Annotated in this window: 13 protein-coding genes; 6 read left to right on the forward strand and 7 right to left on the reverse strand. The window is 62.5% G+C overall.

Features of this window, described 5'->3' with window-relative positions; translation table 11 throughout:
- Nucleotides 1-535 precede the first annotated feature (535 nt).
- The gene (locus ACEN42_RS12110) at nt 536-1,300 is read right to left on the reverse strand and encodes a methyltransferase domain-containing protein (protein ID WP_371880070.1); all 765 of its coding nucleotides are present in this window, start codon (nt 1,298-1,300) and stop codon (nt 536-538) included.
- 111 nt (nt 1,301-1,411) lie between these two features.
- Here ACEN42_RS12110 and ACEN42_RS12115 point away from each other — a divergent pair, with 111 nt between their 5' ends.
- The 4 genes from ACEN42_RS12115 to gstA all read left to right on the forward strand — a co-directional run bounded on the left by ACEN42_RS12115 (nt 1,412) and on the right by gstA (nt 5,568).
- Nucleotides 1,412-2,218, forward strand: coding sequence for a helix-turn-helix transcriptional regulator (locus tag ACEN42_RS12115; protein WP_371880071.1), 807 nt, complete (start codon nt 1,412-1,414; stop codon nt 2,216-2,218).
- A gap of 69 nt (nt 2,219-2,287) precedes the next feature.
- Nucleotides 2,288-3,691: an argininosuccinate lyase gene (argH, locus tag ACEN42_RS12120; protein WP_035508320.1), complete on the forward strand. Its 1,404-nt coding sequence runs from the start codon at nt 2,288-2,290 to the stop codon at nt 3,689-3,691.
- A 154-nt stretch (nt 3,692-3,845) separates the two neighbouring features.
- On the forward strand, nt 3,846-4,778 hold the full coding sequence (locus ACEN42_RS12125; RefSeq protein WP_371880072.1) for a bestrophin family protein: 933 nt from the start codon (nt 3,846-3,848) through the stop codon (nt 4,776-4,778).
- Nucleotides 4,779-4,962: 184 nt separating this feature from the next.
- The gene (gene gstA / locus ACEN42_RS12130; protein ID WP_250483200.1) at nt 4,963-5,568 is read left to right on the forward strand and encodes a glutathione transferase GstA; all 606 of its coding nucleotides are present in this window, start codon (nt 4,963-4,965) and stop codon (nt 5,566-5,568) included.
- Between the two features lie 75 nt (nt 5,569-5,643).
- On the opposite strand, the gene ACEN42_RS12135 is transcribed toward gstA, so the two are convergent.
- From ACEN42_RS12135 to apbC, 4 genes are all read right to left on the reverse strand, one after another.
- Entirely contained in the window at nt 5,644-7,929 is a 2,286-nt protein-coding gene (locus tag ACEN42_RS12135) for an arginine/lysine/ornithine decarboxylase (RefSeq protein ID WP_035508355.1), read from the reverse strand.
- Nucleotides 7,930-8,034: 105 nt separating this feature from the next.
- On the reverse strand, nt 8,035-8,604 hold the full coding sequence (gene dcd / locus ACEN42_RS12140) for a dCTP deaminase (protein WP_035508313.1): 570 nt from the start codon (nt 8,602-8,604) through the stop codon (nt 8,035-8,037).
- 163 nt (nt 8,605-8,767) lie between these two features.
- Nucleotides 8,768-9,301, reverse strand: coding sequence for a superoxide dismutase family protein (locus ACEN42_RS12145; RefSeq protein WP_187607265.1), 534 nt, complete (start codon nt 9,299-9,301; stop codon nt 8,768-8,770).
- A 119-nt stretch (nt 9,302-9,420) separates the two neighbouring features.
- Nucleotides 9,421-10,509 (reverse strand): iron-sulfur cluster carrier protein ApbC, encoded by a 1,089-nt coding sequence (apbC, locus tag ACEN42_RS12150; RefSeq protein WP_371880073.1) that lies wholly within the window; start codon nt 10,507-10,509, stop codon nt 9,421-9,423.
- Nucleotides 10,510-10,773: 264 nt separating this feature from the next.
- On the opposite strand from apbC, the gene ACEN42_RS12155 reads away from it, so the two are divergent.
- Nucleotides 10,774-11,430, forward strand: a complete 657-nt coding sequence (locus ACEN42_RS12155; RefSeq protein WP_035508304.1) for an OmpA family protein — start codon at nt 10,774-10,776, stop codon at nt 11,428-11,430.
- 237 nt (nt 11,431-11,667) lie between these two features.
- Here ACEN42_RS12155 and ACEN42_RS12160 read toward each other — a convergent pair whose 3' ends face one another.
- Together ACEN42_RS12160 and ACEN42_RS12165 are read right to left on the reverse strand one after the other, a co-directional pair.
- On the reverse strand, nt 11,668-12,087 hold the full coding sequence (locus ACEN42_RS12160; RefSeq protein ID WP_238295727.1) for a type II toxin-antitoxin system HicB family antitoxin: 420 nt from the start codon (nt 12,085-12,087) through the stop codon (nt 11,668-11,670).
- Nucleotides 12,088-12,122: 35 nt separating this feature from the next.
- The gene (locus ACEN42_RS12165; RefSeq protein WP_238295726.1) at nt 12,123-12,302 is read right to left on the reverse strand and encodes a type II toxin-antitoxin system HicA family toxin; all 180 of its coding nucleotides are present in this window, start codon (nt 12,300-12,302) and stop codon (nt 12,123-12,125) included.
- A gap of 226 nt (nt 12,303-12,528) precedes the next feature.
- On the opposite strand from ACEN42_RS12165, the gene metG reads away from it, so the two are divergent.
- Entirely contained in the window at nt 12,529-14,658 is a 2,130-nt protein-coding gene (gene metG / locus ACEN42_RS12170) for a methionine--tRNA ligase (protein WP_371880074.1), read from the forward strand.
- Nucleotides 14,659-14,709: the final 51 nt, after the last annotated feature.

The raw sequence follows: 14,709 nt of genomic DNA on the forward strand, positions 1-14,709 counted from the left end.
AAAGAAAGCAGCTTCTCACCGCCCGCGGTCACACGCACGTTGGCCATGCTTGCCAGCCGGTAGTGGCACTCGCCTAAGTGTCGCCCCCAAAGGACTGACCGGGCTTGGCTCGCGCACGGTCTGACGAGCTAGTTGCGTTAGGGCGCTGGTTCAGCACGAAAGAGCTTCGGCACAGCGCTACGCGCTGCCGTTGGGTATGCGAGGGAAACCGTCGAGAAGAAGCGCGCGCAGACCCGATTGACCGGTCGGCCGCGAAGCGGGCTGGAGCTATATGGTGCTGAACCAGTTTGTTCTGTAGTGCGATGCGTCAGACCGTGCGCGAGCCAAGCCCAGTTAGACCTTCGAGGGCGACACTTAGGCGAGTGCCGCTTCCTGCTGGCAAGCATGGCCAACGTGCGTGTGACCTCGGGCCTGAACGAGCTGCTTTCTTTGGTTACTTTCTTTGCAGCAGCAAAGAAAGTGACCCCCGCCCCGGGGAGGGGCAGTGCTAATAGACCACCGCGAAACCGGGCCATCCATAGAAGCCCAACACCCTTCACCCCCTCCGATTCCCCTCGATCATCACCGCATCCAGCTCGAACGAGCAATCGTCCTTCACCCCGAAGTACTGGCGCACTTCATCGGGCGCACTGGTCCACATCGACCTGATCGCCACCACGCGCTCGGCCGGCGTGCGCATCCGCGTCACCCACGACTCGAATTCCAGCGGAATGCGCCAGCGCTCGGTCACCTGCGCATCGAAACCGGCTTCATCGAGCATCGCGATCCACTCATCGGCGCGATAGTCGCGGATGTGCGACGCATCGCGCAGAAGTTCGATCGCCTGAATATGCGTGTCGTAGAGCGGATCGTCGATACCCGCGATATCGATGAACCTGAGCCGTCCGCCCGGCTTCAGCACGCGATGCGCTTCCCTCAACGCGGCCGGCACGTCGCGCCAGTGATGCGCGCTCATACGGCTCACGGCCCAGTTGAACGTGCCGTCCGCGAACGGCAGCGTTTCGGCGGCGCCCTGCTGCGTCCGGATCGTCGTCAGGCCGCGCTCCTTCGCGGCGGCTTCGACCGTCGCGAGCATCTGCGGCGCGATGTCGTACGCGACGACCTCCCGCACATGCGGCGCAATCGCGAAGCTCGCGTGCCCCGCGCCGCAGCCCATGTCCAGCACGATCGCGTTGCCGCATGTGGCCGCGAAAGTCGCCGCGAGGCTCTGAAGATCGGCGCCGCTCGCGTGGACGGCGCTCGTGAGATAGGCGGCGGCAGTGCTGCCGAATGCGTCTGCGACCTGGTCGTGGTGTTTCATCGCGCTCTCCGGTTCGATGTGGGGAAGGTCTGCCCGCTACAATAGAGCCCACGTTGTACCAGTACAAGTTGTGCAGATATTCCGGTATAGAAACCACCTGTCGACGTTTGAATGAATCACACCGACAAAACCGAACCCCTCGCCGAAACGCCCGCGCATGCGCTCGGCGAATTCATCCGCGCGCATCGCGAACGGCTCTCGCCGCAGGCCGTCGGTCTCGCGGCCGGTCCGCGCCGCCGCACGCCCGGCCTGCGCCGCGAGGAAGTCGCGCAACTGTGCGGCGTGAGCCCGACCTGGTACACGTGGATCGAGCAAGGCCGTCCCGTGTCCGCTTCCGCCGATGCGCTCGCGCGCATCGCCGTCGCGCTGCAGTTGTCGCGCGCCGAACGCGCGTATCTGTTCGAACTCGCCGCCCAGCGCGATCCCGCCGAGCCCGATCCCGCCAGCCAGGACGCGCCCGCCGCGCTGCTGCAGACAGTCGCGCTGATCGGCGCACCGGCCTACGTGCTCGACCGTCAGTGGAACGCGCTGCGCTGGAACGAGCATGCCTCGGCGTTATTCGTCGGCTGGCTGGATGGGGAGCATGACCGCAACCTGCTGACCTACACGTTCACATCGCCGGCGGCGCGCGCGTTGATCGTCGATTGGGAAACGCGCGCGCGACGCCTCGCCGCCGAATTCCGCGCCGATTCGATCCGCCATTTGAACGACGCACCGACCCGCACGCTCATCGACGATCTGAGCGCCGCGAGCGCCGCCTTCGCGCGATTCTGGGCGTCGCAGGACGTGTTCGAGCGCGAAGGCGGCGAACGCGCGTTCAATCATCCGTCGCGCGGGCCTCTCGTGTTCAACCAGATCACGTTCAAGCCGGCGCATCGGGAAGATTTGAAGCTCGTGATCCTCGTCGGGTCCGAATAGTGCCGAATGTTAAAATTTTCGTCTTCCCGAAGTCGAATCGAAGCCAAACCCTCCGTTGAGAAAATCACCATGACGTCCCAACTCCACAAAAAAGGCGAAGCCTGGTCGGCTCGCTTCTCCGAGCCGATGTCGGAGCTCGTCAAGCGCTATACGTCGTCGGTGTTCTTCGACAACCGGCTCGCGCTCGTCGACATTCAGGGCTCGCTCGCGCACGCGTCGATGCTCGCGGCGCAGAAGATCATCGGCGCCGACGATCTCGCCGCCATCGAGCGCGGCATGGCGCAGATCAAGGGCGAAATCGAGCGCGGCGAGTTCGAGTGGAAGCTGGATCTGGAAGACGTGCACCTGAACATCGAAGCGCGGCTGACGGCGCTGATCGGCGATGCCGGCAAGCGCCTGCACACCGGCCGCTCGCGCAACGATCAGGTCGCCACCGATATCCGCCTGTGGCTGCGCGGCGAGATCGACCGTATCGGCGGCCTGCTTACGGATCTGCGTCTCGCGCTCATCGACATGGCCGAGAAACACGCCGACACCATCATGCCGGGCTTCACGCATCTGCAGGTGGCGCAGCCGGTGACCTTCGGTCATCACCTGCTCGCCTACGTCGAGATGTTTTCGCGCGATGCCGAGCGCATGCGCGATCTGCGTAAGCGTGTGAACCGTCTGCCGCTGGGCGCGGCGGCGCTCGCCGGCACGAGCTATCCGATCGATCGTCACGCGGTCGCGAAGACGCTCGGCTTCGACGGCATCTGCGCGAATTCGCTCGATGCGGTGTCCGACCGCGACTTCGCGATCGAATTCACGGCGGCGGCCGCGCTCGTCATGACGCACGTATCGCGCTTCTCCGAGGAACTCGTGCTGTGGATGAGCCCGCGCGTCGGCTTCATCGATCTGGCGGACCGTTTCTGCACGGGTTCATCGATCATGCCGCAGAAAAAGAACCCCGACGTGCCCGAACTGGCGCGCGGCAAGACGGGCCGCGTGAACGGCCATCTCATGGCGCTGCTCACGCTGATGAAAGGCCAGCCGCTCGCGTACAACAAGGACAATCAGGAAGACAAGGAACCGCTCTTCGATACCGTCGATACGGTCGCGGACACGCTGCGCATCTTCGCGGAAATGGCGGCGGGCATCACGGTCAAGCCGCAAGCGATGCGCGCGGCGGCGCTGCAAGGCTTCTCGACCGCCACCGATCTCGCGGACTATCTCGTGAAGCGCGGCCTGCCCTTCCGCGACGCGCACGAGGCGGTCGCGCATGCGGTGCGCATTTGCGTGGATCGCGAGTGCGATATCGCCGATTTGTCGCTCGACGAGATGCGCCGCGAACTGCCGAACGTCGCACATCTGATCGGCGAGGACGTGTTCGAATATCTGACGCTCGAGGGCTCGGTCGCGAGCCGCAATCACCCCGGCGGCACCGCGCCGGATCAGGTGCGCGCGGCGGCGAAGGCGGCGCGCGAATCGCTTTGATCGTGCCGCCCGCCACGTTTGCCGCGTGACATCGAAGGCCGTTCGCATGGACGGCCTTTTTCTTTTCCGGACGCGTCGCCATGTCTCTGCGCGACGGCCGGTATTTTCGAGATAATCGGATGTTGCTGACTCGCGCTCATCGAAACGACCCGTCATGATCATCCGCCCCAAGCTCAACTGGTTTCGACTGCTGTTCGTGTGGCACGGGTCCGTGCTGCCGCAACTGCTGCCGCGCCTCGGGTTGATCTTCGCGCTGTCGGTGGCGGCGATTTTCATGCACGACCACATGCGCCATTATCCGATCGGCCTCGGCACGCCGCCGTTCGCACTCGTGGGTATCGCGCTTGCCGTGTTTCTCGGGTTTCGCAATGGCGCCAGTTACGAGCGCTGGTGGGAAGGCCGCAAATTGTGGGGGACGTTGCTCAACACGTCGCGCGCACTGGCGCAGCAGGTTTTATCGCTGCCGGAGCCGCGGGACCGCGCCCAGTCGCGGCCTTTCCTCGCGGCGCTCGGCGCACTGGCGCATGCGCTTCGGCATCAGTTGCGCGGCACCGATGCGCTCTCTGACCTGGCTCCGCGATTGCCATCCGATTTGCACGCGCGCGTCGCGGCCGCGAAGTACCGGCCCGCGCTGATTCTGCTCTGGCTCGGCGAATGGGTCGCCGAGCGCAGGCGCGAAGGCACGCTCGACGGCTATGCGATGCTCGCGATTCAGCACAATCTGAACGCGCTTTCCGATGTGATCGGCGGATGCGAGCGCATCGCGACCACGCCGCTGCCGTTTTCGTACTCGGTGATGATCCATCGCACGATCTACCTCTTCTGCGTGATGCTGCCGTTCGGGCTCGTCGATGGCGCCGGGGTGCTCACGCCGCTGTTCGCGCTGCTGGTGGCGTATGCGTTCATGGCGCTGGAAGCGATCGCCGCGCAGATCGAAGATCCGTTCGGCCTCGAAGAGAACGACCTCGCGCTGAACGCGATGTGCGAGAGCATCGAGATCGCGCTTCACGATATGGCCGCGGATGCCGGGTTTGCGATGCCGCCGGCTGGCGGCCCGACCTTGCCGCGAAAGTTCGTGATCGATTAACGAGTCGTTGGGTTCGAGCGTTGAATCTCAACTCTATACTTGGCAATCCAGAATAAACGCACGAAAAATCCGATTTAACGCAGGCATTTATCTCCACCCACGACACAGACAATTTCACAATCCGGTCAGCCACGCACAAACGACTTCCTTCATAATCGTGCCGACTCACCCTGGAGAAATTGTTTTGAAACTGTTCTACAAAGCAGGCGCCTGTTCCCTCGCATCGCATATTGCTCTCGAAGAATCCGGACTGGCTTACGAAATCGAAGCCGTCGACCTCAAGACCAAGCTCACCGCGAGCGGCGCGGATTTCAACAAGATCAACGCGAAGGGCTACGTCCCCGCGCTCCTGCTCGACAACGGCGAACTGCTGACCGAAGGCCCCGCGATCATGCAGTACATCGCCGACCAGGTGCCGGCCAAGCATCTCGCGCCGCTCAACGACGGCATGGCGCGTTATCGCCTGCAAAGCTGGCTGACGTTCATCGGCACCGAAGTGCACAAGAACTTCTCGCCGTTCTTCAATCCGGCCGCGAGCAGCGACTCGAAAGCAGCCGCGATGGCCAATCTCGAACGCCGTCTCGCCTACGTCGCGCAGCAAATCGACGACAAGCAGTTCCTGCTCGGCAACGAATTCAGCATCGGCGATGCTTATCTCTTCACCGTGCTCGGCTGGGCGAAGTACATCGATCTCGACCTCGGCAAGTGGCCGGCGCTCGTCGCGTATCAGGAGCGCGTCGGCGCGCGTCCGGGCGTGCACGCGGCGATGAAGGCGGAAGGCCTGATCTGAACGATCGGCGTTCCTGAAATGACAAACGGCCTTTTGCAGGGCCGTTTGTTTTTGCAGCAGCGGATCAGGCAAGCATCAATTGCGCACGCAATCGACGAAATACTCGATACGCCCATTGATCATCTCGCCGACGAGGCCGTGGATATCCGTGTGGAAACCCGGGAAGCGCTCGTTGAACTCGCGTGCGAAACGCAGATAATCGACGATCGTGCGATTGAAACGCTCGCCCGGAATCAGCAACGGAATGCCCGGCGGATACGGCGTGAGCAGGATCGACGTGACGCGGCCTTCGAGTTCGTCGATCGGCACGCGGTCGATCTCGCGGTGCGCGAGTTTCGCAAACGCTTCGGACGGTTTCATCGCCGGCTCCATGCTCGACAAATACATCTCCGTCGTCAGACGCGCGATGTTGTTCGCGCGATAAACGCTGTGAATCTGCCCGCAGAGATCGCGCAGGCCGATGCGCTCATACGACGGATGCTGCGCGACGAATTCCGGCAGCACGCGCCACAGCGGCTGGTTGTTGTCGTAGTCGTCCTTGAACTGCTGAAGCTCGGTGACCATCGAGTTCCAGCGGCCCTTGGTGATGCCGATCGTGAACATGATGAAGAACGAGTACAGCCCGGTCTTCTCCACGATGATGCCGTGCTCCGCCAGATATTTCGTCACGATCGCGGCCGGAATGCCGGACTCGCCGAATTCGCCGTCCACGTCGAGTCCCGGCGTGATGATCGTCGCCTTGATCGGGTCGAGCATGTTGAAGTTTTCGGCGAGCGCGCCGAAGCCGTGCCAGCGGTCGTTCGGCTTCAGCATCCAGTCCTCGCGGTCGCCGATGCCCTCTTCCGCCAGCGCGTCCGGGCCCCACACCTTGAAGAACCAGTCGTCGCCGTATTCGGCATCGACCTTGCGCATCGCGCGGCGGAAGTCGAGCGCCTCGGCGATCGATTCCTCCACGAGCGCCTCGCCGCCCGGCGCTTCCATCATCGCCGCCGCGACGTCGCACGACGCGATGATCGCGTATTGCGGCGACGTCGACGTGTGCATCAGATACGCCTCGTTGAAACGATGCCGATCGAACGCGCTGTTCTCGCTGTCCTGCACGAGAATCTGCGACGCCTGCGAAATGCCGGCGAGCAGCTTGTGCGTGGAGTGCGTCGCGAACACGAGCGCGCCCGTGCGCGGACGGCCCGCGCCGATCGCGTGCATGTCCTGATAGAACGAGTGAAACTCGGCGTGCGGCAGCCAGGCTTCATCGAAATGCAGCGTGTCGAGCATGTCGCCGAGCAGGTCCTTGATCATCTCGACGTTGTAGATCACGCCGTCATACGTGCTCTGTGTGATCGTCAGAATGCGCGGCTTCACCTTCGGATTCTTCGCGAGCGCCTCGCGCGCGAACGGATTCGCCTCGATCTTCTTGCGGATGTTCTCCGGCTTGAACTCGTCGCGCGGAATCGGCCCGATGATGCCGAAGTTGTTGCGCGTCGGCGTGAGGAACACGGGGATCGCGCCGGTCATCGTGATCGCGTGCAGGATCGACTTGTGGCAGTTGCGGTCCACCAGCACGATATCGCCCGGCGCGACGGTCGCGTGCCACACGATCTTGTTCGACGTGGACGTGCCATTGGTCACGAAAAAGAGATGATCCGCGCCGAAGATGCGCGCCGCGTTGCGCTCCGACGCCGCAACCGGCCCGGTGTGATCGAGCAGCTGGCCGAGTTCCTCGACCGCGTTGCAGACGTCCGCGCGCAGCATGTTCTCGCCGAAGAACTGGTGAAACATCTGCCCCAGCGGATTTTTCAGGAACGCGACGCCGCCCGAATGCCCCGGGCAGTGCCACGAATAGGAACCCTCGTCCGCGTACTGCACCAGTTCCTTGAAGAACGGCGGCGCGAGCGCATCGAGATATACCTTCGCCTCGCGGATCACGTGCCGCGCGACGAACTCCGGCGTGTCCTCGAACATGTGGATGAAGCCGTGCAGCTCGCGCAGGATGTCGTTCGGCAAGTGGCGCGAGGTGCGCGTTTCGCCGTACAGGAAGATGGGAATGTCCGCGTTGCGGCGGCGCACAGCGTTGATGAACGCACGCAGCGCGACGATCGCCGACGCCAGCTCCGGCGTGTCGCCTTCCACGACGACGTTGTCGGCGTAAGGCAACAGCTCGTCGTCATCGATCGACAAGATGAAGCACGACGCGCGGCTCGACTGCTGCGCGAACGCGGCGAGATCGCCATAGCTCGTCAGGCCGAGGACTTCGACGCCTTCTTTCTCGATCGCCTCGGCGAGCGCCCGAATGCCGGAACCCGAGATGTTCTCGGAGCGAAAGTCTTCGTCGATGATGACGACGGGAAAGCGGAACTTCATGAGGCGATTCTCCAAATGGAACGACCGCTGCCCGAGAAGCGATCTCGAAGCCAGCGGTCTTTCGACAAGCGTTTGCCGTGTGCGTTTCTGAAAGCGCGGCGATGATCAGGTTTTCGGCAGCGTCACGCCGTGCTGCCCTTGATACTTCCCGCCGCGATCCGCGTACGACGTCTCGCACATTTCATCGCTTTCGAAGAACAGGACTTGGGCGACGCCCTCGTTTGCGTAGATTTTGGCAGGCAAAGGTGTCGTATTCGAGAATTCGAGCGTCACGTAGCCTTCCCATTCCGGCTCGAACGGCGTCACGTTGACGATGATCCCGCAGCGCGCATAGGTCGATTTGCCGAGACACACGGTCAGGCACGAGCGCGGAATGCGGAAATATTCGACCGTGCGGGCGAGCGCGAAAGAATTCGGCGGAATGATGCAGACATCGCCCTTGAAATCGACGAACGATTTCTCGTCGAAATTCTTCGGATCGACGATCGTGGAATTGATGTTCGTGAAGATCTTGAATTCATCGGCGACGCGAATGTCGTAGCCGTAGCTCGACGTGCCGTAGCTCACGATCTTGCGGCCGTCCTCGGTCACGCGCACCTGATCGCGCACGAACGGCTCGATCATTCGGTGCTCTTCGGCCATGCGGCGAATCCACTTGTCGGACTTGATGCTCATAGGGAACGCTACTCAACGGTGAACGGCTCGGGTCTCGCGACCGCCGCCTGCAGTGAAACGGGGCAAGGTCTCCGGCGGCGATGCTCGCCACGCGGGCCAGACGAAAGCGCGTATTTTACGCGATCAGGCGAGCGCGTCGGGCGCGGCGCGAAAGTCGCGGCATCTAGCGGCGAATCACGCCGCAAGCGAGCGCCGGACCCACGTTGTGCGGCGCGCTCGCGTAAGGGTCCACCGCTTCCCGATGCAGCATGATCGCGCGTGAAATGACCGAGCGCACGCCGTCGAGCGACACCTCGGTCGCGACGATGAAGCCCGTCGCCGCGCCGGTCGCGTCCGCGTGGATATTGCCGAGTTCGCCTTCGACACGCGACGTCGCGCGTCTGCGCTCCGAAGGCAGCGCGAACACCGGGCTCGCATCCTGCTCGTTGACGGCGATGCAGTCGCCGCGCTCGTGCACGGTCAGCGCGTGGTCGCTGTTCGGCGGCATGTCCGTCAGGTTGTAGGAGACCTGCACGCCGTCCGCGCGCTCGATCAACGTGACGGTGCCGCGCGTCGCGTTGCCGGGCGTCGGTTGCAGGACCGCGTCCGCGCGCTTTTCATGATTCTGGAAGATGAGGCCGCAACCGCTCAGCATGACGCTGCAAGCGGCCGTCGCGATCAAGGCGTGAAGCGCCCTCCCGTCGAATCTGTGTCCCATGCGATCCTCTCGGCGGCCCGCCGACGCCCAGTGCGTCCACGCTGCCGCGCATCGAAGGCGACATGATACCGCGAGCCGCATTGCACAAGGCTCGCGCAGATTCGATCGTGTGCTCGAAATCAGGTGTTCTGCACGACGATGCTCGGGAATTTCGAGGTCATGTCGCGCTGACGCTCGGCGATCGAGATCGCGATGCGCCGCGCAATCGCGCGATACGTCTCCGCGATACGGCTCTCCGGCTGCGACACGACGGTCGGCTGGCCCGCGTCGGTGCGCTCGCGAATGGAGATATCGAGCGGCAACTGGCCGAGAATTTCGACGCCGTATTCCTTCGCCATGCGCTCGCCGCCGCCCGCGCCGAAGATATGCTCCTCGTGACCGCAATTCGAGCAGATATGTGTGCTCATATTTTCGACGATGCCGAGAATCGGAATGCCGACCTTCTCGAACATCTTCAAGCCCTTCTTCGCGTCGAGCAGCGCGATGTCCTGCGGCGTCGTGACGATCACCGCGCCCGTCACCGGCACCTTCTGCGACAGCGTGAGCTGGATATCGCCCGTGCCCGGCGGCATGTCGACGACGAGGTAGTCGAGGTCCTTCCAGTTGGTCTGACGCAGCAACTGCTCGAGCGCCGATGTCACCATCGGGCCACGCCACACCATCGGGTTGTCCTGCTCGATCAGAAAGCCGATCGAATTCGCCTGGATGCCGTGGCCTTCGAGCGGGTTCATCGTCTGGTTGTCGGGCGATTCGGGCCGGCCGGTGATGCCGAGCATCATCGGCAGCGAAGGGCCGTAGATATCCGCGTCGAGCATGCCGACCGACGCGCCCTCCGCCGCGAGCGCGAGCGCGAGATTCGCGGCCGTCGTGCTCTTGCCGACGCCGCCCTTGCCCGACGCCACCGCGATGATGTTCTTGACGTTCGGCAGCAGCTTCACGCCGCGCTGCACCGCGTGCGCGACAACCTGCGAGGACACGTCCACGGTCACGTTCGCGACGCCCGGCACCTGACGCAGCGCGTCCTGCACCTGCTCGCGGATCGGGCCGAACTGCGTCTTCGCCGGATAGCCGAGCACGACGCTCACCGCGACGTTCGCGCCATCGACGGATACATTGCGAATGCTCTTCGTATCGACGAACTTGCGGTTGGTATTGGGATCGGTCAGTGTGGCGAGTGCGGTGTCGATCTTCGCGCGGTCAATGCTCATCGAAACTCCATGGAACGCTTGTTGCTAAAGCGCTGCGACGCGCAACAACAAACTGAAGAAATTGAAAGTATTTGTTAGCGCCGTTGCGCGTGACGCGCGGGCACTGCACTATCCCGCTGCAAAATCTTTCCGGGGACGCATCGCATCGGGCAGCCGGGCGCCTTTCTCTTTATTGTAGAGGCTCGCCCGGAGGCTCGTCCGAAGACCCTTTCGCACTGTCGGCGCTTCTCGCGCCGAAACGCTTGTCGATTCAAGGAGATTAATATGAACACCAAATTCTTCACCCGTCTGTCCGTGTTCGCGGTGGCAGGCGCGCTCGTCGCAGGCTGCGCATCGCAGCAAGGCACCAACACGGCGGTCGGCACGGGCGTTGGCGCCGCGACCGGCGCAGGCATCGGCGCGATTTTCGGCGGCGGCAAGGGCGCGGCGATCGGCGCGGCCACGGGCGCGGCGGTGGGCGGCATCACCGGCTACAACTGGCAGTCGATCAAGAACAAGATTTCCGGCGACTCGAAGGGCACGGGCACGCAAGTGACCGAGCAGCAGGACGGCTCGCTCAAGGTGAACATTCCCAACTCGATTTCGTTCGATACGAACAGCTACGCGATCAAGCCGTCGTTCGATCCGGTGCTGAACTCCGTCACGCAAACGATGCAGCAGCATCCGGAGCTGATCGCGAGCGTCGTCGGCCATACGGACAACACCGGCCAGGCGGCTTACAACCAGACGCTGTCGCAGAACCGCGCGCAGAGCGTGGCGTCGTACATCGCGACGCACGGCGTTCCGGCGCAGCGTCTGGCGGCGTCGGGCATGGGCCAGAATCAGCCGATCGCGGACAACTCGACGGAAGCGGGCCGCGCGCAGAATCGCCGCGTGGAAATCTATCTGCGCGCCACCGCGCAGCCGGGTCAGGTGCAGTAAAGCAATTGATTTGAAAGGAGAATGCGCCGTCGCGAAGGCGGCGATCAGAGCGCGGAGTTCACGGCGTTCAGTCGTCTGAAAAAAATTTGAAACTTGGACGCAGTGCCGCTGTCTGTCTTTACGGTAGGTGGATGGCGATGCCATCACCTGCCATTCTCCTCTTGTCGTTGTTGCTCCGGGGCCCGATTGGACCCCGGTTTTTTTTGGGCGCGTGAATCGCGATCGGGGCGATCCGGCTCACGCCAGCGAGATTTTCAGGCGCTTGCCCAATGAAAGAAACGCGGCTTCGATCGCTTCTAGCTTCGACGAATGACGCGGGTCGAGAAGGCGGTCGACCTGCGGCATGTGGACGTTGAGCCGCCGCGCAAGTTCGGACTTGCGCACGCCCTGGCGGAGCATTTCGTTCTGAAGCAGCACCTTCGAAACGACCAGCGCGGGTAAGGTAACGACCGGCTGACCCTTCTTCGGTTTCGACGGCATCGGCACTTCGCGCTTTTCGTCGAAGTAAATCTCGATGGCGCTTTCCAGTGCGTCGAGCCCGTTGATGAGTGCCTCGCCTTCGTCCTCCCCAACGGAAATGGCTTCCGGTATGTCGGGAAATGTGACCAGATAAGTGTTGTTCGTGTCGAGTTCCAGATTCACTGGATAGGACAGCATGACGGTGTGTTCTCCAAAGAACATCGATCCCTCGCTTATTTCAGCCCAAGCTGTTTCTTGATCTGCACCACCAAATCCGTGCCCATCTCCTTGCTGCCGTGATCGGGAAAGATGGTGGCCTTGCCGTTGAGTGTCACACGGAAATGGCTGCCTTTTGCAGGAGTAAAAATCGCGCCCTGCTTACGCAACCACTTCCTGAACTCACTGTATTTCATGCGCCCTCCGCGAGTATCGAAGGCTCAAAAATACAACACGAATGTTATATCCTGCTAAGCGAAAAATGCAACTTTTTTGATGTATTTTGTAGTTGCACACAAGCAGCAAAAACACGCCTCGAATCCAGCCTTCCACCTCTGCCCCCGCGCCCTCTCCCCCCGCCCTGCTAAAATCAAAATCCGCTTTTTCCCCAACCCCCAGCACTCCCACACGGGCCGCGCCTTTATGTCAGCACCGATTTCAGCCACTGCCACCGCCGCGCCTGCCGCCTCCGTCAATGAAAGCGGCCGCCGCCAGATCCTCGTCACGTCCGCGTTGCCGTACGCGAACGGTCAGATTCATATCGGCCACATGGTCGAGTACATTCAGACGGATATCTGGGTTCGGTCGCTGCGAATGCATGGCCATGAGGTCTACTACGTCGGCGCCGACGACACCCACGGCACGCCGATCATGCTGCGCGCCGAAAAGGAAGGCATCACGCCGAAAGAACTGATCGAGCGCGTGTGGAAAGAGCACAAGCGTGACTTCGACAGCTTCGGCATCTCGTTCGACAACTACTATTCGACCGATGCCGAGGAAAACCGCGTCCTCTGCAACACGATCTACGGCGCGCTTCAGCAAGCGGGGCTGATCGAGGCGCGCGACATCGAGCAGGCCTACGATCCGGTCAAGGAAATGTTCCTGCCGGACCGCTTCATCAAGGGCCAGTGCCCGAAGTGCGGCGCGAAAGATCAATACGGCGACAACTGCGAAGTCTGCGGCTCGACCTATCAGCCGACCGAACTCATCAACCCGTACTCGGTCGTGTCGGGCGCGACGCCCATCCGCAAGACGTCTACGCACTACTTCTTCAAGCTCTCCGATCCGCGCTGCGAGAATTTCCTGCGCGGCTGGGTGAGCGGCCTCGCGCAGCCCGAAGCCACCAACAAGATGCGCGAATGGCTCGGCGACAAGGGCGAAGCCAAACTCGCCGACTGGGACATCTCGCGCGACTCGCCCTATTTCGGCTTCGAGATTCCAGGCGCGCCGGGCAAGTACTTCTACGTCTGGGTCGATGCGCCCGTCGGCTATTACGCGAGCTTCAAGAATCTCGCGGATCGCATCGGCGTGAATTTCGACGAGTGGGTGAAGCCCGGCGCGAAGGCCGAGCAGTACCATTTCATCGGCAAGGACATTCTGTATTTCCACACGCTTTTCTGGCCGGCGATGCTCGAATTCTCCGGCCATCGCACGCCGACCAACGTATTCGCGCACGGCTTTCTGACCGTCGACGGCGCGAAGATGTCGAAGTCGCGCGGCACCTTCATCACCGCGCAGAGCGTGATCGACACGGGCCTCAACCCCGAGTGGCTGCGCTACTACTTCGCGGCGAAGCTCAATAGCACGATGGAAGACATCGACCTGAACCTCGAAGATTTCCAGGCGCGCGTGAACAGCGATCTCGTCGGCAAATACGTGAACATCGCGAGCCGCGCGGCGGGTTTCCTCATCAAGCGCTTCGATGGCCGCGTGCAGGACAGCGCGATGCATCATCCGCTCGTCACGCAATTGCGCTCGGCGATTCCGCAGATCGCGGGCTTCTACGAATCGCGCGAATATGGCCGCGCGCTGCGCACGACGATGGAACTCGCCGACGCCGTCAACGCCTACGTCGATACCTCGAAGCCGTGGGATCAGGCGAAAGACCCGGCGAATGCCGTCGCGCTGCATGAGACGTGCAGCGTGAGCCTCGAAGCGTTCCGTCTGCTGTCGCTCGCGCTGAAGCCGGTGCTGCCGAAGCTGGCGGAATCGGTCGAAGCGTTCCTCGGCATCGCGCCGCTCGTCTGGGCCGATGCCGCGAAGCCGCTGTCGTCGACCAATGCGATCAACGCGTACAAGCATCTGACGACGCGCGTCGATCCGAAACAGATCGAGGCCTTGCTGGCCGCGAATCGCGAATCACTCGCGCCGGCCGCCGAAACGGCCGCGGCCGCTCCGGCCAAGACCGTTGCGAAAAAACAGGAAGAACCGGGCGTCATCTCCATCGACGATTTCGCGAAGGTCGATCTGCGCATTGCGAAGATCGTCGATTGCAAGGCGGTCGAAGGCTCCGACAAGCTGCTGCAACTGACGCTCGACGTCGGCGAGGACAAGACGCGCAACGTGTTCTCGGGCATCAAGTCGGCCTATCAGCCGCAGGATCTGATCGGCAAGCTTACCGTGATGGTCGTGAACCTCGCGCCGCGCAAGATGAAGTTCGGGCTGTCGGAAGGCATGGTGCTGGCGGCTTCGGCGACGGATGAGAAGGCCGAACCGGGGCTTTACATTCTCGAGCCGCATAGCGGCGCGAAACCGGGCATGCGGGTGAAGTAAGAAGGTTCGAAGAACTGAAAAAGGGCACGCGATTCGCGTGCCCTTTTTCGT

Source organism: Caballeronia sp. S22 (assembly GCF_964261745.1).
Classification (GTDB): domain Bacteria; phylum Pseudomonadota; class Gammaproteobacteria; order Burkholderiales; family Burkholderiaceae; genus Caballeronia; species Caballeronia jiangsuensis.